An 18,962-nucleotide genomic window follows, 5' to 3' on the forward strand; every position below is an offset into this window, starting at 1 on the left:
AACCTTTAGGTGGGTGTCGGTGGTCGCGCATACCGTGATCTATTGATGACTGCGACGCTCTCGACTCCGCCCGTGCCCACCTCAGGCAAGGCTCTCGGAGTCCCTGCCGACCCTGCCGACCCGAGTCGGCAGGTCGACTGGCGACGCCTGAAGGGGCCGGTCACGGCCACCGCGCTGATCGCGCTGGCGGTGGCCATGGTGGCCCAGTCGATCGGCACCGTCGTCGCCGGGCGGCTGGCGGAGAACCCGACCGCGAGCCTGGTCGGCTGGCTGGCGCTGTGCGTGATCGGCGCGTCGCTCATCGACTCGACGGCGAAGATCGCCTGGGTCGGGGTCTCGGACCGGGCCGAGGGCAAGCTGCGCGAGGACGTGCTCCAGGCGGCCATGCGACAGCCGCTCTCCGAGCTGAGCGAGCAGGCCGTCGGCGAGATCCTCGATCGGGTCGACGACGACTCCCACGAGGTCGGCAACCTGCTGCGCTGGCAGCTGTGGATGCTGTTCCGCTCGGTCTTCGCGGCGCTGCCGATGTGGATCGTGGCCAGCTTCACCTGGTGGCCGGCGGCGATCTTGTTCCCGCTGCTCGCCGCGGTGACCTGGTTCGTCATCCGCGGGCTGCTGAGCAAGATCTCCCGGCTCAAGGTCATCGAGGAGGCTTCCTGGACCGACCATGCCGCGGTGCTCGAGGAGGGCATCGCGGGGCGTGACGACCTGCGTACGAGCCTGGGCCAGGCCCACGTGGTCGCCCGGGTGGCGCGGCTGTCGGCGACGGTGCACGAGAAGTTCCGTGCCGTCGTGACGGTCGAGGCGAAGGTCGGCCGTCGTGCGGGCGTGCTGCTGCACTCCCTGCTGGCGGGCATCGGTCTCGCCGGGGTGGCGCTCGCCGCGAACGACCGCCTCGAGATCAGCGCACTGGTGACGTTGTTCCTGGTCACGAGCACCTTCGTCGGCCAGATCGCGATGCTCGCCAACCACCTGCCCGACATCCAGGCCGGTCTGGGCGCGGTCATCCGGCTGCGCCAGATGATGGGCGCCGAGCCGGAGCCCGAAGGCGGCGAGCCCGTGCCCGAGGGAGGGGCGCTGGAGGTCGACCTGCGCGACCTGACCTTCTCCTACGCCGAGGGCACCTTCGCCCTCCAGGGCATCTCGCTCACGGTGCCGGCCGGTGACACCATCGCCCTGGTCGGCCGCACCGGCTCGGGCAAGTCGACGCTCGCCTCGCTGCTCTCCCGGGCCGTCGAGCCGCCTCGCGGCTCGGTGTTCTTCGGCGGCGTGGACGTGCGCGACCTCGACCTGCAGCAGCTGCGCGCCTCCGTGGGGGTGGTGACCCAGCGCACCGAGATCCTGGCCGGCACGCTCGCGGAGAACATCGCGCTCTTCGACGACGAGCGTCCGCGCGAGGACATCGAACGGGCGGTTGCCCGGCTCGGGCTCTCGGAGTGGGTCGCCGGCCTGCCCGAGGGTCTCGACACCCTGCTCGGCCCTGGCGGCACCTCGTTGTCCGCGGGGGAGGAGCAGCTGGTCGCCTTCGCGCGCCTGCTGGTCCGCGACGTCCGGGTCGTCGTCCTTGACGAGGCGACCGCCCGGATGGACCCGCTCACCGAGCGCCGGGTGGTCGCGGCCGCCGACCGGCTGCTGACCGGGCGCACGGGCATCCTGATCGCCCACCGGCTCTCCACCATCGAGCGGGCGCCGCACGTGGCCTTGCTCGACCACGGCCGGGTGATCCAGCACGGCCTGCGGGCCTCGCTGGCGACCACGCCCGGGCCCTTCCGCGACCTGCTGGAGGCCAGCCGCACCGACCACCATGACTCGCCCTCACCGGCAGCCGGGGCTGGATCCTCGGGCGTCGACCACTCCACCCTCGACCATGTCGCGGAGGGCAACGTGGGCGGCAAGCGCCGCTCGGGTGCTCCGCCGGACGTTCCCGAGGTCGGCACCGGCCCCTCGCTCGCCCGGGGGATGCTGCACGTCCTGTTCCTGCGCCCCGAGTGGGGAGTGGCGGGTGCGCTGCTGTTCCTGTTCGCCTCGATGACCGGTGCGCAGGGTGCCTTCACCGGGCTCCTGTGGGGCCGGATCGTCGAGTCGCTGCAGGACGGCGGCAGGCCGACGGTGATGTCGGTGCTGCTCGTGGTCAGCCTGCTGGCCGCGCCGCTGATGCTCGCCGACGCCTTCTACCGCTACCCGCGCTGGTGGATCGAGGTCATGCTGCGGGCCCGGATGGCCGTGCTCTACGGTCAGACCCGCCAGCACCGCCTGACGCGGACGCCGCCGGGAGAGGTCGTCGCCCGCTCGATGGACGCGGACCGCTACGCCCGCTACGCCGACCGCTGGGTCGACTTCGTCAACGGCCTCGTGATCGCCACGATCACGGCGCTGCTGGCCGGCACCGCGCTCGCCGGCGCCGTGCTCCTGGTCGTCATGATCGCCTCGGCGCTCGCCTCTGCGGTCGGGCGGCCGATCGCCGGCCGCTCGGCCGCGGCCTCCTCGGCCGCTCGCGCGCGGTTCGGCCGCGCGGTGGTCTCCGCGCTGGAGTCCGTGCGCACCGTGAAGCTGGCCGCGGCCACCCCGCAGGTCCACGCCCACCTGCAGCATGTCGACGCAGGGAGGGTCGAGGCGGCGGTGAAGGAACACCGGGTGCAGGCATTCCTCGACGGGGTCCCCGCGCTCATGGTCCAGTGCGGCGTGGTGGCTGCCTGGGGGATCTACTTCGGTGGCGGCTGGGGCCTGGCCACCGCGCTGCTGGTCGCCAACGCGGTCTCGGGCTTCGACTGGTTCGGCCGGGTGGCCGGCATGGTCGTCACCGAGGCTCCCGGCACCCGTGCCTGGCAGAAGGAGACCAGCCGGTTCGCCGGTGGTCGGGACCTGATGGACCTGCCGCCGGGAGTCGACCTGGTCTCCGGCGCCGCGCCGGACCCCGGCCCGGTCGAGCAGGTGCCGCTGGAGTCCCTGGAGCTCTCGGCCCTGTCGGCGGTCCACGACGACGGCACGATCGGTGTCTCCGACGTCTCGCTCACGATCTCGCGCGGCGAGCTGGTCCTGCTCGTCGGGCAGGTCGGCTCCGGCAAGTCGTCCCTGCTGGCGTCGCTGGCCGGCCTCATCGAGCACACCGGCACGATCCGGTGGAACGACGAGCTGGTCCAGGACCCGCAGGCCTTCCTGAGGCCGGGGCAGGTGGCGTACGTCGCCCAGGTGCCGCGGGTGCTCTCCGGCACCTTCGCCGACAACATCCGCCTGGGCCACGACCGACCCTTCGACAGCCCGGTCGCCGACGCCCGGCTCGAGCTCGACGTCAAGGAGGCGGGCGGCGCGGACGCGATCGTCGGTCACCGTGGCGTACGCCTCTCCGGGGGGCAGGTCCAGCGCCTCGCCCTGGCGCGAGCGCTGGCCGCCGAGACCGAGCTGCTCCTGGCCGACGACGTCTCCAGCGCGCTCGATGCGGCCACCGAGATCGAGCTCTGGCGGGCGCTGCGTGAGCGGCACACGACGGTCATCGGAGCCACCTCGAAGCGTGCCGCGCTGGCTCAGGCCGACCGCGTCGTCGTCATGGTCGACGGCGAGATCGCCGCGGTGGGCCCGTGGGCCGACCTGGCTCCCGCCTGGTCCCACCTGGCCGGCTGACCCCCCTGCCGAGGCGTCACCCCGGTCGTTCGACTGGGCACTTCGGTGCCCACTCGGCCGGCGGGGGTGACGCCTCGGCCGGCGGGGGTGACGCCTCGGCTTCAGGCGGCCTCGCCGTGCTCGAGCGTGCGGCGCAGCGCAGCAGCATCCACGCCGAGGGCCTGTAGGGCAGCATGTCCTTCCCCTTCCGCGCGAAGGATGCCGAGCAGGATGTGCTCGGTGCCGATCGAGCGGTCCTTGAGTCGGATCGCCTCGCGCAGCGAGAGCTCGAGCACCTTCTTCGCGTCCTTGGTGAAGGGGATGTGCCCACCGAGACGGCGGCGTGGCTTCCCGCTGTCCAGGGCGCCGGCGCCGAAGACCTCCTCCACCTTGGAGCGCACCGCGTCCAGGTCGATCCCGAGCGTGGACAGCGCGTCGGCGTCGTCGTTGCCGAGGCGCCCGTGGGCCCGCTCGACCTCCGCCCGCAGCGCGGCCGCGTCGACCCCGGCGTCGGCGAGCGCCCGGGCGCCGGACGAGCCGGCGCTGGCGGCGATGGCCAGCAGCAGGTGGTCGTCGCCGATGCGCTCGTGACCCAGCTCGGTGGCGTACGTCTGGGCCGTGGTCACCGCATCGCGGGCCGGCTTGGTGAACCTCTCGAACATCACATCTCCTTTGCGTACTTCTTGTGGACCGCCTGTCGACTGACCTCCAGCGCGTCGGCGATCTCCTGCCAGGCCCATCCCTGTCGGCGGGCGTTCGCCACCTGCAGCCGCTCCAGCGAGTCGGCGAGGCGACGCAGCGCGAGCGCGGCTCGCAACCCGGTGCTCGGGTCGGCGCTCGCGGCCGACTCGGCGAGGTTCTTCGCATCCGTCATGATGTCAATATAGGTTGACAACGATCGCGGTGTCAACCGAAGTTGACGGACGCAGGTGGTTTGGAGGGACCCGTGTCACACCGATTCGCGGAATAGCCCGCAAATCGCCGAAGGTTAGGCAGTAGTGACCGACACCGCCAGCCTTCAGACCGCCGCGAGACCGGTCACCCCCGTCCAGTTCGTGATCGCCATGCTCGCTCTGGCGACCGGTGGGTTCGCGATCGGTACGACCGAGTTCGTCACGATGGGCGTGCTGCCGGAGATCGCCGAGGGCGTCGGCGTCGGCACCTCCACGGCCGGCCACCTGATCAGCGCCTATGCGGTCGGGGTGGTCGTCGGCGTACCGATCCTGTCGTTCTTCGTCGCCCACCTTCCGCGCAAGGGGCTGCTGCTGTCGCTGATGGCGGCGTACGCGCTGTTCAACCTGCTCAGCGCCGTCGCCGTCGACTACCGGATGCTGCTGGTCGCGAGGTTCCTCGACGGGCTTCCGCACGGCGCCTACTTCGGTGTCGCGACCATCGTCGCGACGTCGATGGCCGCCCCGAAGCACCGCGGCCGGGCGGTCGCCCTGGTCATGCTCGGACTCTCGGTCGCCAACGTGGTCGGTGTCCCGTTCGCGACCTGGCTCGGTCAGAGCGCCGGCTGGCGAGCACCGTACGCAGCCGCAGCAGGCCTCGCCCTGCTGACCGTGGTCCTGGTGCAGCTCTCGGTGCCCCACTTCCCGGGTGACCCGAGTGCGACCGGCCGCAGCGAGGCCGGCCGGTTCTTCACCAACAAGCAGGTCTGGCTGACGATGCTCGCGGGTGCGATCGGGTTCGGCGGCATGTTCGCGGCCTACTCCTACATCTCCCCGATCGTCACCGACACCGCCGGTCTGGCCGAGGGTGCGGTGCCGTGGTTCGTCTTCGCGTTCGGCGCGGGGATGGTCGTCGGCACCTGGGTGGCGGGTGAGCTGGCCCGCTGGTCGGTGATGGGCTCACTGCTCGCGAGCAGCCTCGGGATGGTGGCGGTGCTGACGCTCTTCTGGCTGGTCTCCCCAGCCGGGTGGTGGCTCGCGCCGGTCGCCTTCCTGACCACCGCGGTGGCGTCGGTGCTGGTGATCAACCTGCAGGTGCGCCTGATGGACGTCGCCGACGACGCGGTGACCCTCGGCGCGGCCATGAACCACGCGAGCCTCAACATCGCCAACGCCCTCGGCGCCTTCGCCGGTGGCCTGGCCCTCGACGTCTGGAGCGTCCGGGAGGCGCCGTTGGTCGGCGCCGGCCTGGCCGCCGCCGGGATGGTGGTGCTGCTGTGGAGCACCAGCATCCACCGGCGAAAGGCCTAGCAGAACGCCGACTCGGCGAGATCTTCTACAGATCGTCCTCGTCGCCCACCGAGGCGGTGGCGGCCTCGACCGCGGCGAGGAACCCGTCGGCCCAGGCCTTGGAGTCGTGGTGGCGGACGGTGTCCCACAACCCGCGCATCCGGTCCTTGGCCTCGGCCTCGTCCATGTCGACGGCCTGCAGGAAGACCCGGACCATGTCGGTGACGTCGTGAGGGTTGGTCAGCACGGCGCCGCGCAGCTCGGCGGCCGCGCCGGCGAACTCGGAGAGCACCAGGGTGCCGCTGGTGCCGAGGAGACCGTGGACCGCGGCGTACTCCTTCGCGACCAGGTTGAGGCCGTCGCGCAGCGGGGTGATCCACATGACGTCGGCGTTGGCGTAGTAGGCCAGCAGCTCCTCGAACGGGATCGGCCGGAAGTAGAAGTGCACCGGCATCCAGCCCATCCGGGAGAACCGGCCGTTGATCCGTCCGACCGCCTGCTCGATCTGGTTCTGCAGGGTCTTGTAGACGGTCATCTCGCCGGCCGCGGGCACGCACACCAGCACCAGCGACAGCTCACCCAGCAGTGACGGGTCCTCGAGCAGCGCCCGCTCGAAGGCCTCGAGCTGCTGCAGCACGCCCTTGGTGTAGTCGAGCCGCGAGACGGCCAGCGCGATCCGCTGACCCTCGAACTCGTCCTTCACCCGGGTGATCGAGGCCTGCACCGCCGGGGAGGCCAGCGTCTGCTCGATCCGCTTGGTGTCGACGCTGACCGGGTTGGCGCCCAGGTGGACCCGACGTCCACCGACGTCGATGACCGAGGGCATGGTGTCCAGGCCGAGAGCGAAGCCGTACGTCCGGAAGCGAGGCGCCGAGTCCTCGGTCTCGACCACCTCGACCGGCGCGACGCCGCGGGCCACGTCGACGAAGTTCTCGACCTGACGCGGGATGTGGAACGAGATGTAGTCGCACTGCAGCAGCGAGCCGATGATCTCGCGGCGCCACGGCACCACGTTGAACACGTCCGCACCGGGGAAGTGGGTGTGGTGCAGGAACGCGATCTTCACGTCTGGCCGCATCTCGCGCAGGTAGGCGGGCACCATCCACAGGTTGTAGTCGTGGATCCAGACGATGCCTCCGTACGCCACCTCGGCCGCCGCCTGCTCGGCGAAGGCCCGGTTGACCCGGCAGTAGACCTTCCAGTCCTCCTCCTTGAACTTCGCGCGCTCCCAGAAGGTGTGCAGCAATGGCCAGAACGCTTCCTTGGAGAAGCGTTTGTAGAAGACGTCCACGTCCTTCTTCGACAGCGGCAGCCGAGAGGCCACCAGGCCCGGGTAGAGCTTGGGGTCGACGACCGTGTGGGTGGCGAACTTGCCGCGCTTGGGGTCGTCGATGGACCAGGCGACCCAGGAGCCGGTGCGCTCGGTGAAGAAGGAGAGCAGCGTCGGGATGATGCCGTTGGGCGACTTCGGCCGTCGGCGCTTGACCTCGCCCTCCTCGATCACCTCGTCGTAGGGGAGCCGGTGGTAGACCATCACGAGGTCGGACTTGCCCGGGTCGTCGGCGTCGTTCTCGGGGTCGTAGATGTGCTCGTCGTCGAGCAGGTTGAAGTGCCTGATCGCCTGCAGGATCCCGCCGGTGCCGGGGGCGGTGGCGTGGAACGTACGCTCCTTGCCGCGGGTCGCGTCCAGCAGCAGGTCCTCGGCCTCGCCGACGCAGACGCCCGCGAACCCGATGTCGTACATCGACAGGTCGTTGAGGGTGTCTCCGGCGACCAGCACCCGGTCCTTGGGGATGCCGAGATGCTCGACGAGCTTCGTGACGGTGTGGCCCTTGTTGATCCCGCCGGGCAGCACGTCGAGGTAGTGGCTGGCGGAGTAGAGCAGGTCGCAGCCGATCTCCGCGACCGACTGCGCGAGGTCGTCGGTGACGGCCTCGGGGTCGCAGAAGTAGGAGACCCGGCGGTCCTGGGGCACGTTCTGCCGCACCAGGCCGGGTCGGTCGCCGACCTTCTCGAGCACGGCGAGCTCGCCGGGCCACTTGGCGGCGATCTCCTGCTGGATCGGCTCGACGGCCAGCAGGTCGTGCCCGGTCACGATGGTGGCGCCGACGTCGCAGATGATGAAGTCGGGCGTCGGGATGGTCGGGTCGGCGAGCAGCGGCAGCACCGACTCCAGCCCGCGTCCGGTGACGAAGGACAGCAATACGTCCTCGCGGCGGCTCAGCGTCTGGTACAGCTTGACCTTCGCCTCGGGGTCGCCGGCTAGGAAGGTTCCGTCCAGATCGGTCGCTAGCAGCATGCGTGCGTTGGCAGCGGACGTGTCGTTCACAAGTCTCCTCGAGGGTCGCCTGGCCTCGAGGCCGATTCGGCAGCTGGCCCGAGGCTGCGGACCCCTGGGAGGATCCGCGGGTCGACCAACCAGGCTAACAGGGGCATGTGTCAGGCCTGGAACGGGCATTTGACGGTTCATCGAATCCGCGCTGAGCAAAGCCTCTCAGGAGGTCCACAAACTCGTAAGAAATTGGATGCACCTGTTCGATAACTCCGCCGAGGATCCGTCGTTGATGGGGCATGCGGATCCTGCCCGCGGCCTTACTAAAAGTCCGCGGGCGGCCATGGTCCTCGACGTTGATCACGGGGGGCGCCGAGGCTCATGGCCGGCACGCAGATCAGTGCCGCGGGCAGGGTCCACAGCTCGTACGGATCGGTTCTCGATCTTCTTCCTCCCACCATTTCGAGCCTTTCGGCGGGTGGCTGACAGAATGCGCACATGACCGGCAGCACTGCTCCTACGACTAGGCCCAGGGTCCTTTCCGGCATCCAGCCGACGGCGGACTCCTACCACCTCGGCAACTACCTCGGCGCGGTCCGGCAGTGGGTGAGCCTGCAGGAGGAGCACGAGCCGTTCTTCTTCATCGCCGACCTGCACGCGATCACCGTCGAGCAGGACCCGAAGGTGCTCCGCGAGCGTACGCGGCGGGCCGCCGCCCAGCTCCTGGCCGCCGGTGTCGACCCGGAGCGGTCCGCGATCTTCGTCCAGTCCCACCTTCCCGAGCACGCGCAGCTCGGCTGGGTGATGCAGTGCATCACCTCGTTCGGTGAGGCCCGGCGGATGACCCAGTTCAAGGACAAGTCGGCCAAGGGCGGTGAGGGGTCGGCCTCCGTCGGCCTCTTCTCCTACCCGATGCTGATGGCCGCCGACATCCTGCTCTACCGCCCGGCGTACGTCCCGGTCGGCGAGGACCAGCGACAGCACCTCGAGCTGACCCGTGACCTCGCGCAGCGGTTCAACAGCCGCTACAAGAAGACGTTCCGGCTCCCCGAGCCCTACATCCTCAAGGAGGTCGCGAAGATCTACGACCTCCAGGACCCGACGATCAAGATGTCCAAGTCGGCCTCGAGTCCGACCGGCCTGATCGACATGCTCGACGACCCGAAGGTCTCGGCGAAGAAGATCCGCTCCGCGGTCACCGACTCGGAGATGGAGATCCGCTTCGACGAGGAGGCCAAGCCGGGCGTCTCCAACCTGCTCCGGATCTACTCCGCGCTGACCGGCGCCGACATCGACACTCTGGTCGGCAAGTACGCCGGCAAGGGCTACGGCGACCTGAAGAAGGACCTCGCCGACGTCGTCGTCGACTACGTCACCCCGTTCCGGGAGAAGACCTTCGAGGTCCTCGAGGACCGGGCCTACCTCGACGGCATCCTGCAGCAGGGTGCGGAGAAGGCGGGCGTGGTCGCCCGCAAGACTCTGGCCGACGTCTACGAGCGGGTTGGCTTTGTGGCCCCCGCGTCGCCGCTCGGCTAGTAAGGTCGGCGCATGCGCACCATCGGTGTTGCCATCGCTATCCCGGAGCCATGGGCAAGTCAGCTCCAGGACTACCGGACGTCTCTCGGGGACGCGACGGCGACCATGATCCCGACGCACATCACTCTTGTGCCACCGACGGAGATCCACGACGACCTGCTTCCCGACGTCGAGAGCCATCTCGAGTCCGCGGCCTCGAGGGTCGCGCCGTTCAGCGTGCACCTGCGCGGCACCGGCACCTTCCGGCCGGTCTCGCCGGTGGTGTTCGTGGCGGTGGTCCAGGGCATCTCGGGCTGCGAACAGCTGGCCAACGCGGTCCGGCAGGGTCCGCTCGACCAGAAGCTGACGTTTCCCTATCACCCGCATGTCACGATCGCTCACGACCTTCCCGACGCTAGCCTCGACAAGGCTTTCGGTGAGTTGGCCGACTTCGAGTGTGAATGGTCGGTCGAGGAGTTCCACCTCTATGTCCACGACGACACGGATGGCTGGCGCCCGACGCGGGAGTTCGCGCTGAGAGCAGCACTGACCGGTTGAGGCGGGCTCGGGTCCGCCCACGAACGATGGATGGGGACCTCGGGATGAAGGACAAGGTCAAGGCAAAGATCGCCGAGCTGCGGGAGCGCTTCCCGCTGCTGGACCGGGTGATCCGCACACAGGAGCACTACGGCGAGGTCGGTGCCGCGCAGCAGGCCGGCGCGATCACCTACTTCGGCTTCCTGTCGACCTTCCCGATCCTCGCGCTCGCGTTCTTCGCCGTCGGCCAGATCGCCAAGGTCTACTCCGGAGCCGAGAGCAATCTCGTCGAGGCGATCGACCAGGTCCTGCCCGGGCTGGTCGGCGACGGTGCCGGACAGCTGAAGATCGCCGACATCGAGAGTGCGGCCAACACGGTCGGGATCATCGGTGTCATCGGTCTGCTCTACGCCGGCCTCGGTTTCATCGACGGCCTGCGCAAGGCGCTCGAGGCGGTCTTCCTGGTGCCCGACGAGGAACAGCCCGGATTCCTGGCAGCCAAGACCCGTGACCTGGTCGCACTCATCGGGCTCGGCCTGATCCTGCTGGTGGCGGTCGCGTTCACCGGCATCGTACGCACCTTCTCGGTCAACGTCCTGGACTGGATCGGCCTCGACGAGGGTTTCGGCTGGCTGATCGTCCTCCTCACGCTGGTGCTCGGCCTCGCGGCCAACACGGTGCTCTTCTTCGCGATGTTCCATCTGGCTCCCCAGAACGACACCCCGAAGCGTCCGCTGTGGGCCGGCGCCCTGCTCGGCGCCATCGGCTTCGAGATCCTCAAGCAGGCCTCGACCCTGCTGCTCAAGGCCACCCAGGGCCAGCCGGCCTTCCAGGCCTTCGGCATCGCCCTCATCCTGGTCGTCTGGATCCACTACACCTCGATGGTGATCCTGTACGCCGCCTGCTACGCCCATGTGGGGGCGACCCCGGCCGAGCCCGACGAAGGCCCGACCGGTTCCGACGCCGCGACGACGTGATCGCCCGCTATGCGGGCTGCTGACGGTCGGCGCTCGGTCGGCGGATGAGAGAGTCGTACCCATGAAGCTCGAGAAGACTGACGGCGCGCTCCTCCTGGTCATCGGGGTCTGGACGATCGCGATCTGGACCAACTTCGGCCGCAACCTCGTCAAGACCGCCAAGGACCCGGAGCAGACCCGTCCGAAGCCCTACTACATCGCCCACGCGGTGCTCGTGGTCGTCGACGTCCTTCTCGGCGGTCTGCTGATCAAGCTGGGCGTGCAGCGGCTGCTGACCAGGGGATAGCGCTCAGGAGGACTCGGCCGTGTCGAGGTGGTCGACCAGCTCGGTCAGCTGGTCGCGCAGGGCGAGCGCCTCGGCATGGGTGATCCCCATCGACTCGCCGAGCTGCAGAGGCACGCCGGCGACCTGCTTCTCCAGGGCCCGGCCGTCCTCGGTCAGGCTGACCAGCACCCGGCGCTCGTCGCCGGGGTCGCGGTCGCGCCGCACCAGGCCGGCGTTCTCGAGCCGCTTGAGCAGCGGCGTCAGGGTGCCGGAGTCGAGCCGCAGCCGCTGGCCGAGGGAGGTCACCGAGAGCGGCTCGTCGCTCTCCCAGAGCACCAGCATCACCAGGTACTGCGGATAGGTCAGCCCGGTGCCCTTGAGCAGCGTCACGTAGCGCTTCGTGACGGCTCGGGTCGCTGCGTACAACGGGAAGCAGAGCTGCAGGTCGAGCGCGAGCTGCGGATAGGTACGTCCGGACACATCGACCAGTCTACTCCCTTGCGCTATTGAGTTGTGCGCAATATAGTTGTGCACATGACACCGATCTACACAGCCACCGCAGTCAGCACCGGCGACGCCCGCAACGGCCACGTCCAGTCCACCGACGGTCTCATCGACGCCGACGTCCGCGTCCCCAAGGAGATGGGTGGCGAGGGCGGCGCCACCAACCCCGAGCAGCTCTTCGCCGCCGGGTACGCGGCCTGCTTCCACTCCGCGCTCAAGCTCGTCGCCGGTAAGGCCAAGGTCGACATGACCGACTCCGAGGTCGTCGCCGACGTGAGCATCGGCAGCAACGGCGAGGGCGGCTTCGGCCTCGCCGTGCAGCTCGAGGTGACCATCCCCGGCGCCGACGCCGCGACCGCCCAGCAGCTCGCCGAGCAGGCCCACCAGGTCTGCCCGTACTCCAACGCCACCCGCGGCAACATCGACGTCAAGCTCACCGTCGCCTGAGCTGGTTCCTCCGGCAAGGTATGCAGACGAACAGACACATCCCGTGCGGAGCTCCGCACGGGATGTGTCTGTTTTGCTGCATACCTTGACGAAGGAACACGGGGCCGCCCCCGAAGGGGCGACCCCGTGTCACGGCGACCGACGGTCAGCCGAGGATCAGCGACTTGCGCAGGTCCTTGTTGAGCTGCGAGATCACGTCGAGCGGGATCTCCTTGGGGCACGCGGCGGCGCACTCACCGATGTTGGTGCAGCCACCGAAGCCCTCGGCGTCGTGCTGGCCGACCATGGACTGCACGCGGGAGTAGCGCTCCGGCTGGCCCTGCGGCAGCTCACCGAGGTGGGTGATCTTCGCGCCGAGGAACAGCGACGCGGAGCCGTTGGGGCAGGCGGCGACGCAGGCGCCGCAGCCGATGCAGGTGGCGGTGTTGAACGCCCGCATGGCCTTGTCACGCGGCGCGGGCACCGAGTTGGCCTCGGGGGCCGAGCCGGTGTTGGCCGAGATGTAGCCGCCGTTCTGGATGATCCGGTCGAACGCGGAGCGGTCGACGATCAGGTCCTTGACGATCGGGAACGACGCGGCGCGCCACGGCTCGATGGTGATCGTGTCGCCGTCCTTGAACGAGCGCATGTGCAGCTGGCAGGTCGTGGTGACCTCCGGGCCGTGCGCCTCGCCGTTGATCATCAGCGAACACATGCCGCAGATGCCCTCGCGACAGTCGGAGTCGAACGCGACCGGCTCCTCGTCGTTGTGCAGGAGCTGCTCGTTGAGCAGGTCGAGCATCTCGAGGAACGACATGTCCGAGGAGACCCCGTCCAGCTCGTACGTCTTGAGCGCACCCTTCTCGGACGCGTCGGCCTGCCGCCAGATCTTGAGCGTGAGCTTCATTACTTGTACGACCTCTGCTTCATCTCGATGGCGGTGTAGATCAGGTCTTCCTTGTGGAGGATCGGGGCGCCGTCCTCGCCACCGAACTCCCAGGCCGCGACGTAGGCGAACTCGTCGTCGTGACGCAGCGCCTCGCCGTCCTCGGTCTGCGACTCGCCTCGGAAGTGGCCGCCGCAGGACTCGCGACGGTTGAGCGCGTCGATGCACATGAGCTCACCGAGCTCGATGAAGTCGGCGACGCGGCCGGCCTTCTCGAGGTCCTGGTTGAGGGAGTCGGCCGAACCGAGGACCTTGACGTTGGTCCAGAACTCCTTCTTGAGCTCGCGGATCAGGCCGATGGCCTTCTTGAGGCCCTCCTCGGTCCGCTCCATGCCGCAGTACTCCCACATGATCAGGCCGAGCTCCTTGTGGATCGACTCGACCGAGCGGGTGCCGTTGATCGACATGAACTTGTCGATCCGCTCCTGGACCGACTGCTTCGCCTCGACGACCGCCGGGTGTTCCTCGGAGATGGCCTCGAACGGGCCGTCGGCGAGGTACTCGCGGATGGTGTTCGGGAGCACGAAGTAGCCGTCGGCCAGACCCTGCATCAGCGCCGAGGCGCCGAGGCGGTTCGCGCCGTGGTCGGAGAAGTTGGCCTCACCGGTGCAGTAGAGACCCTCGATGTTGGTCGAGAGCTCGTAGTCGACCCACAGACCGCCCATGACGTAGTGGACGGCGGGGTAGATGCGCATCGGCAGCTCGTAGGGGTTCTCGCCCGTGATCCGCTCGTACATGTCGAGGAGGTTGTCGTACTTCTCCTCGATCGCGGCCTTGCCGAGGCGCTCGATCGCGGCACCCAGGTCGAGGTAGACACCGCGGCGGAACTTCTTCACCGTGCCGTCGGGCTGGGTCTCGTCGACCTCGGGACCGACACCGCGGCCCTCGTCGCACATGTACTTCGCGGCGCGCGAGGCGATGTCGCGGGGGACCAGGTTTCCGAAGGACGGGTAGATCCGCTCCAGGAAGTAGTCGCGGTCCTCCTCGGGGATCTCGCGCGGGTCCTTGGCGCAGTCCTCGGCCTTCTTGGGCACCCAGATACGACCGTCGTTACGCAGCGACTCCGACATCAGGGTCAGCTTCGACTGGTGGGCGCCGGTCACCGGGATGCAGGTCGGGTGGATCTGCGTGTAGCAGGGGTTGGCCATGTAGGCGCCCTTGCGGTGCGCACGCCACGTGGCGGTGACGTTGGACCCCATCGCGTTGGTCGAGAGGTAGAAGACGTTGCCGTAGCCGCCGGTGGCGAGCACGACCACGTCGGCCAGGTGGGTCTCGATCTCGCCGGTGACCATGTCCCGGGCGATGATGCCGCGGGCCTTGCCGTCGGCGACGATCAGCTCGAGCATCTCGTGGCGCGTGTACTGCTCCACGGTGCCGGCCGCGACCTGGCGCTCCATGGCCTGGTAGGCGCCGATGAGGAGCTGCTGCCCCGTCTGGCCGCGGGCGTAGAACGTACGCGACACCTGCACGCCACCGAAGGAGCGGTTGTCGAGCAGGCCGCCGTACTCGCGGGCGAAGGGGACGCCCTGGGCGACGCACTGGTCGATGATGTTCACCGACTCCTCGGCGAGCCGGTAGACGTTGGACTCGCGGGCGCGGTAGTCGCCGCCCTTGACCGTGTCGTAGAAGAGGCGGTAGATCGAGTCGCCGTCGCCCTTGTAGTTCTTGGCGGCGTTGATGCCGCCCTGGGCGGCGATCGAGTGGGCGCGACGCGGGGAGTCCTGGTAGCAGAACGACTTCACGTGGTAGCCGGCCTCGCCGAGCGTGGCGGCAGCGGCGCCACCGGCCAGGCCGGTGCCGACGATGATGATCGACAGCTTGCGGCGGTTGGCCGGGTTGACCAGGCGGTTCTCGAACTTGCGCGTCTTCCAGCGCTCGTCGATCGGACCGGTCGGGGCCTTCGGGTCGACGAGCTTGTCGCCGAGCACGTAGTAGCCCGCGGCGTCGTCGGATTTCTGGACCGGTGCCTCGTTGGTCGGGGTGAGGCCCGGCAGGTAGTGGGTTCCAGCAGCCATGTGTCAGATGTCCTTACGAGATGACGCCGAAGACGGTGAACAGGGGGACCAGCGAGAAGCCGCCGGCGATCACGATCGCGACGACCCAGCCGGCGACGCGGGCCCTGGCACGCGACTCAGCGGTGTTGGTGAACCCGAGCGTCTGGATGGCGCTGAAGGTGCCGTGGTGCAGGTGGAACCCGAGCGCGAGCATCGCGAACAGGTAGATGGCGACCATCCACCACTGTTCCGGCTGGAACGCCGCGGTCAGCAGCCGGTACGGGTTCTCGGTGACGTCAGCAGCCTGTCCGCCCGCACCCACGTTGATCTTCACGATGGTGAACTGGAGCAGGTGCCAGACGACGAAGAGGAGCAGGGCCACGCCGCCCCAGCGCATGGTGCGCGAGGAGAGCGACGAAGCCTTGTTCTTCTTCACCGCGTACTTCACCGGGCGCTGCGCGTGAGCGCGGATGGAGAGCGCCACCGCCGCGCCGACGTGTGCCACCAGTGAGCCCAGGAGCACCACCCGCAGGATCCAGAGGAGGCCGCCGTACGGCAGCATCGGCTCCCCGAACGTACGCAGGTGCTCGGCATACTCGTTGTAGGCGAGCTCGCCGCTGAACGCTTTGAGGTTGCCGTACATGTGCAGGAGCACAAACAGGATGAAGACGATGCCGCTGGCCGCCATAAGGAGCTTCAGGGCGATCGTCGAGCGCGTCGACCGCGCGCCTTTGATCAGAGTCGTGGTTGCCACGGCACGCACGCTACTACCCCTCATACCCGAACTTGTACGCAGGGAGTATGTGACATTTTCGTCTCTGCGTGGGCGGGCGGGGTTACTGGTGAGTATCGGAGAAGCGGGTTAGGCAAGCCTAACAGCAGGGTGTGCATTCTCCGCCGCGATCGCGCGAGATGACGAGGACCGGACCTCGCTCAGCGCGATCAGACGCGCCAGCAGCTCGTCGACCGCATCGGTCCACGGACGCGTCGCGACCAGCTCGCGACCGCGGTCGCCGAGCAGGTGCCGGCGGGGGTCGGAGACCACCGAGGCGACCGCGTCCGCGAGCTCGCGGGCGCGGGCCGGGTTGTAGAGCAATCCCGTCTCCATGTGCTGGACGATCTCGGCCGCCGCGCCGGCCCGCGGGGCGACCACCGGGAGGGCGCTGGCCGCGGCCTCACGCAGGATGTGGCCACATCCCTCCTCCTCGCCGGGGTGGACGAGAACGTCGAGCGAGGCCAGGGCGATGGCCAGGTCGCCGGTGCCCAGCGGACCGGTCAGCTTCGCCTGCGGGACCCGCTGCCTGAGCCATCCGCGCTGGGGTCCGTCGCCGATGATGACGAGGCGGATCCCGGGCACCGCGGTGAGCTCGGCGAGGCGGCGTACGCCATGGCTCTTGGCGAGGTTGCCTGCATAGCCGACCACGACCAGCGGGGTGGGGCGGGACTTCGCCCGGGACCAGCGGCGGTGGAGCCAGTCGTCGCGCAGGGTGGGCGAGAAGGCGGCCGAGTCGACCCCCGGCTCCCAGACCTCGGCGCCGACGTCGATCGCCGCGAGCATGCGGCGCAGGTATTCGCTTGTGACAAAGATCTCATCGGCGTACGCGGCGATCGAGGTGCTCCAGGTGAGCGCGGCCTTCGGGGAGAGCGGGGACTGCTGGACGACCAGCGTGGTCGCGGCGGCCGCCGTCGGGGACGACAGTGCCCTGCGGCCCAGGCGGCCCGGGTCGAAGGTGATCACGACGTCCGGCTCGAAGGACTCCAGGGCGCTGCGTACCTGGCGGCCGGTCTTGGCGATCGGCGAGACTCGGACGACCCTGCTGTTGCGGTAGACCGGGAGTCCGGGGCCGGGTGCGATGAACCGCACCTCGTGGCCCGACTCGATCATCCGGTCGGCGATGGCCTTCACCGTGGTTGTGACACCATCGATGGTAGGAAAGAAGCTCTCGGTGACCAGCGCCATCTTCATAGGACCAGCGTCCTGCCCGGGGGTGGCGAGAGCGCGACGTGTGCGTTGACCTGGGATGAACCATCGGCACGACCAGTAGACGACCAGCGTGATGAGGACGATCAGTGGCGGTACCCAGACGAGTCTGGACGCTTTCGGCAGCAGCATTCGCGGTGGCTGGGCTCATGGGGATGTCCGGCTGTGGGCGGGCGCCGACCCAGCAGCCGCCGGCCGAGCACGTCTCTGAGCAGCCCTCGACCGCGACACCGGCCTTCGAGATGCCGGTCGACAAGCCCAACCTGCTGATGATCACGGTCGACGACCTCTCCTCCCTCGACATGGACTACCTGCCGAGCGTGCAGCGCCTGGTCGGCGAGAGCGGGGTGACCTTCACCGACGCGGTCGCGCCGACGCCGATCTGCGTGCCGGCCCGGGCCTCGCTGCTCTCGGGGCAGTACGCCCACAACCACGGCGCCCACACCATCCACGGCCCCGAGGGTGGCTATCCGTCCTTCGACGACTCCGCGACCCTGGCCACCTCGTTGCAGGAGGCGGGCTACTCGACGGTGTTCACCGGCAAGTACCTCAACGAGTACGGCGAAGCGGGGAGCGAACGCGACCTGCCTCCGGGGTGGGACGAGTGGCGCGCGACGGTCGACCCGTCGACCTACAACTATCTGGGCGCGAAGTTCAACGTCAACGGGCGCCTGGTGAAGCCGAAGGGCTACTCGACCACCGTCATCACCCAGCAGGCGAGGGCGGCGCTGAAGGACGCCAGGAAGAAGGCCGGGGCCGGGAAGAAGCCGTGGTTCCAGTGGGTGAACTACGTGGCGCCGCACATCGGCGGCCCGACGGAGAAGGGCGACCCCAAGCAGCGCTTCCCGGGCACCAAGGGTGCGATCGGCGTGCCGGTGCCGGATGCACGGGACCGGGACACCTATGCCGACAAGCCGATCCCGCGCCAGCCCAACCTCTTCCCCGAGGCGCGCAAGAGGTTCCCGAAGGGGTCCCCGTCGAGGAAGAACCCCTCGCAGGTCGAGAAGGACGCCTACCGCCTCTCCTATCAGCGGCGGATCGAGTCGGCGCGCAGCCTGGACCGCAACATCGCCTCCCTGCTCGGTGGGCTGAAGAAGAGCGGTGACCTGGCTCGTACGCTGGTCGTGTTCACCTCCGACAACGGCTTCTCCAGCGGCTACCACAACTTCAACGGCAAGCTCTGGTACTACGAGGAGTCGCTGCGGATCCCCGTGCTCATGAGCGGGCCCGGTGTGCCGAAGGGGCGCGAGGTCGCGACCACGCTCACCAACCCGGACATCGCCACGACGCTGCTCGCGGCGGCCGGGGCCGGCGACCCGCACGAGCCCGACGGCATCGACATCCTGCCGTGGCTGCGCGCGCCCGAGCAGACACGCGTCGTCCCGATCGAGGCGTGGCCGACCGCCGACGGCACCTCGCGGCTCTGGTCCGGCGTGCGCGTGGGGCGCTGGACGTACGTCGAGCTCGAGAACGGTGGGGTCGAGCTCTACGACCGCACCAACGACCCGTACGAGATGAGGAATCTCGCCGACGACCCGGGTCACGCCGAAACTGTCTCGCGCCTGGCCGACCTGGCCGAGAAGTATCGCGACTGCGCGGGCGACGACTGCCCCAAGAAGATGTACGCCGCGAATGGACCGCTTGATCTGGCGGGGCTCTGAGGTCGCAGTTCCGGGGTAGTCCGGTAGCGAACTGCCCATTTACTGGCCGGTAATAGACAGGTCGCTACCGGACTACCCGTCCGTCGCGTTAAAGTAGACTAAATAAC

Annotated in this window: 16 protein-coding genes; 8 read left to right on the plus strand and 8 right to left on the minus strand. The window is 68.9% G+C overall.

The features are described from left to right. The first annotated feature begins 72 nt into the window (after positions 1 to 72). Complete coding sequence (locus tag ACZ6WN_RS05910; RefSeq protein WP_465863319.1) at positions 73 to 3,618, plus strand: ATP-binding cassette domain-containing protein; 3,546 nt, start codon at positions 73 to 75, stop codon at positions 3,616 to 3,618. Positions 3,619 to 3,719: 101 nt separating this feature from the next. On the opposite strand, the gene ACZ6WN_RS05915 is transcribed toward ACZ6WN_RS05910, so the two are convergent. Continuing rightward, a complete protein-coding gene (locus tag ACZ6WN_RS05915) occupies positions 3,720 to 4,259 on the minus strand; it encodes a Clp protease N-terminal domain-containing protein (protein WP_465863321.1) in 540 nt (179 codons plus the stop codon). Next, positions 4,259 to 4,471 (minus strand): helix-turn-helix domain-containing protein, encoded by a 213-nt coding sequence (locus ACZ6WN_RS05920; RefSeq protein ID WP_465863322.1) that lies wholly within the window; start codon positions 4,469 to 4,471, stop codon positions 4,259 to 4,261. Before ACZ6WN_RS05920 ends, ACZ6WN_RS05915 begins: the two co-directional genes overlap by 1 nt. A gap of 124 nt (positions 4,472 to 4,595) precedes the next feature. On the opposite strand from ACZ6WN_RS05920, the gene ACZ6WN_RS05925 reads away from it, so the two are divergent. Further along, positions 4,596 to 5,798: an MFS transporter gene (locus ACZ6WN_RS05925; RefSeq protein WP_465863323.1), complete on the plus strand. Its 1,203-nt coding sequence runs from the start codon at positions 4,596 to 4,598 to the stop codon at positions 5,796 to 5,798. A gap of 25 nt (positions 5,799 to 5,823) precedes the next feature. On the opposite strand, the gene ggpS is transcribed toward ACZ6WN_RS05925, so the two are convergent. Beyond that, positions 5,824 to 8,106 (minus strand): glucosylglycerol-phosphate synthase, encoded by a 2,283-nt coding sequence (gene ggpS, locus ACZ6WN_RS05930; protein WP_465863324.1) that lies wholly within the window; start codon positions 8,104 to 8,106, stop codon positions 5,824 to 5,826. A 441-nt stretch (positions 8,107 to 8,547) separates the two neighbouring features. Between ggpS and trpS the strand changes: the two genes are divergently transcribed. The 4 genes from trpS (at position 8,548) to ACZ6WN_RS05950 (ending at position 11,364) form a co-directional block, all read left to right on the plus strand. Then, complete coding sequence (gene trpS / locus ACZ6WN_RS05935; protein ID WP_465863326.1) at positions 8,548 to 9,585, plus strand: tryptophan--tRNA ligase; 1,038 nt, start codon at positions 8,548 to 8,550, stop codon at positions 9,583 to 9,585. 12 nt (positions 9,586 to 9,597) lie between these two features. Next, positions 9,598 to 10,122: a 2'-5' RNA ligase family protein gene (locus ACZ6WN_RS05940; protein WP_350665729.1), complete on the plus strand. Its 525-nt coding sequence runs from the start codon at positions 9,598 to 9,600 to the stop codon at positions 10,120 to 10,122. Positions 10,123 to 10,148: 26 nt separating this feature from the next. Then, entirely contained in the window at positions 10,149 to 11,078 is a 930-nt protein-coding gene (locus ACZ6WN_RS05945; protein WP_465863328.1) for a YihY/virulence factor BrkB family protein, read from the plus strand. A 61-nt stretch (positions 11,079 to 11,139) separates the two neighbouring features. Then, positions 11,140 to 11,364, plus strand: coding sequence for an SCO4848 family membrane protein (locus tag ACZ6WN_RS05950; RefSeq protein ID WP_091052819.1), 225 nt, complete (start codon positions 11,140 to 11,142; stop codon positions 11,362 to 11,364). A 3-nt stretch (positions 11,365 to 11,367) separates the two neighbouring features. Here the strand turns inward: ACZ6WN_RS05950 and ACZ6WN_RS05955 are convergent, their stop codons facing one another. Then, complete coding sequence (locus tag ACZ6WN_RS05955; protein WP_465863329.1) at positions 11,368 to 11,823, minus strand: MarR family winged helix-turn-helix transcriptional regulator; 456 nt, start codon at positions 11,821 to 11,823, stop codon at positions 11,368 to 11,370. 54 nt (positions 11,824 to 11,877) lie between these two features. Between ACZ6WN_RS05955 and ACZ6WN_RS05960 the strand changes: the two genes are divergently transcribed. Further along, positions 11,878 to 12,294: an organic hydroperoxide resistance protein gene (locus ACZ6WN_RS05960; protein WP_465863330.1), complete on the plus strand. Its 417-nt coding sequence runs from the start codon at positions 11,878 to 11,880 to the stop codon at positions 12,292 to 12,294. A 145-nt stretch (positions 12,295 to 12,439) separates the two neighbouring features. Here ACZ6WN_RS05960 and ACZ6WN_RS05965 read toward each other — a convergent pair whose 3' ends face one another. The 4 genes from ACZ6WN_RS05965 to ACZ6WN_RS05980 all read right to left on the minus strand — a co-directional run bounded on the left by ACZ6WN_RS05965 (position 12,440) and on the right by ACZ6WN_RS05980 (position 17,179). Further along, positions 12,440 to 13,180: a succinate dehydrogenase/fumarate reductase iron-sulfur subunit gene (locus ACZ6WN_RS05965; protein WP_465863331.1), complete on the minus strand. Its 741-nt coding sequence runs from the start codon at positions 13,178 to 13,180 to the stop codon at positions 12,440 to 12,442. Further along, complete coding sequence (locus ACZ6WN_RS05970) at positions 13,180 to 15,234, minus strand: fumarate reductase/succinate dehydrogenase flavoprotein subunit (RefSeq protein WP_465863333.1); 2,055 nt, start codon at positions 15,232 to 15,234, stop codon at positions 13,180 to 13,182. Before ACZ6WN_RS05970 ends, ACZ6WN_RS05965 begins: the two co-directional genes overlap by 1 nt. Positions 15,235 to 15,247: 13 nt before the next feature. After that, entirely contained in the window at positions 15,248 to 15,967 is a 720-nt protein-coding gene (locus ACZ6WN_RS05975; protein ID WP_465863335.1) for a succinate dehydrogenase cytochrome b subunit, read from the minus strand. Between the two features lie 108 nt (positions 15,968 to 16,075). Further along, the gene (locus ACZ6WN_RS05980) at positions 16,076 to 17,179 is read right to left on the minus strand and encodes a glycosyltransferase (RefSeq protein ID WP_465863337.1); all 1,104 of its coding nucleotides are present in this window, start codon (positions 17,177 to 17,179) and stop codon (positions 16,076 to 16,078) included. 152 nt (positions 17,180 to 17,331) lie between these two features. On the opposite strand from ACZ6WN_RS05980, the gene ACZ6WN_RS05985 reads away from it, so the two are divergent. After that, positions 17,332 to 18,855, plus strand: a complete 1,524-nt coding sequence (locus ACZ6WN_RS05985; protein WP_465863338.1) for a sulfatase-like hydrolase/transferase — start codon at positions 17,332 to 17,334, stop codon at positions 18,853 to 18,855. The last annotated feature ends 107 nt before the right edge of the window (positions 18,856 to 18,962 follow it).

The sequence above is a fragment of the Nocardioides sp. NPDC054178 genome (genome assembly GCF_055585005.1).

Coding starts and splice junctions, on each gene's coding strand:
- ACZ6WN_RS05915 (WP_465863321.1), bottom strand. CDS start 4,259: ATGTTCGAGAGGTTCACCAAGCCGGCCCGCGATGCGGTGACCACGGCC.
- ACZ6WN_RS05920 (WP_465863322.1), bottom strand. CDS start 4,471: ATGACGGATGCGAAGAACCTCGCCGAGTCGGCCGCGAGCGCCGACCCG.
- trpS (WP_465863326.1), top strand. CDS start 8,548: ATGACCGGCAGCACTGCTCCTACGACTAGGCCCAGGGTCCTTTCCGGC.
- ACZ6WN_RS05940 (WP_350665729.1), top strand. CDS start 9,598: ATGCGCACCATCGGTGTTGCCATCGCTATCCCGGAGCCATGGGCAAGT.
- ACZ6WN_RS05945 (WP_465863328.1), top strand. CDS start 10,149: ATGGATGGGGACCTCGGGATGAAGGACAAGGTCAAGGCAAAGATCGCC.
- ACZ6WN_RS05950 (WP_091052819.1), top strand. CDS start 11,140: ATGAAGCTCGAGAAGACTGACGGCGCGCTCCTCCTGGTCATCGGGGTC.
- ACZ6WN_RS05960 (WP_465863330.1), top strand. CDS start 11,878: ATGACACCGATCTACACAGCCACCGCAGTCAGCACCGGCGACGCCCGC.
- ACZ6WN_RS05965 (WP_465863331.1), bottom strand. CDS start 13,180: ATGAAGCTCACGCTCAAGATCTGGCGGCAGGCCGACGCGTCCGAGAAG.
- ACZ6WN_RS05970 (WP_465863333.1), bottom strand. CDS start 15,234: ATGGCTGCTGGAACCCACTACCTGCCGGGCCTCACCCCGACCAACGAG.
- ACZ6WN_RS05980 (WP_465863337.1), bottom strand. CDS start 17,179: ATGAAGATGGCGCTGGTCACCGAGAGCTTCTTTCCTACCATCGATGGT.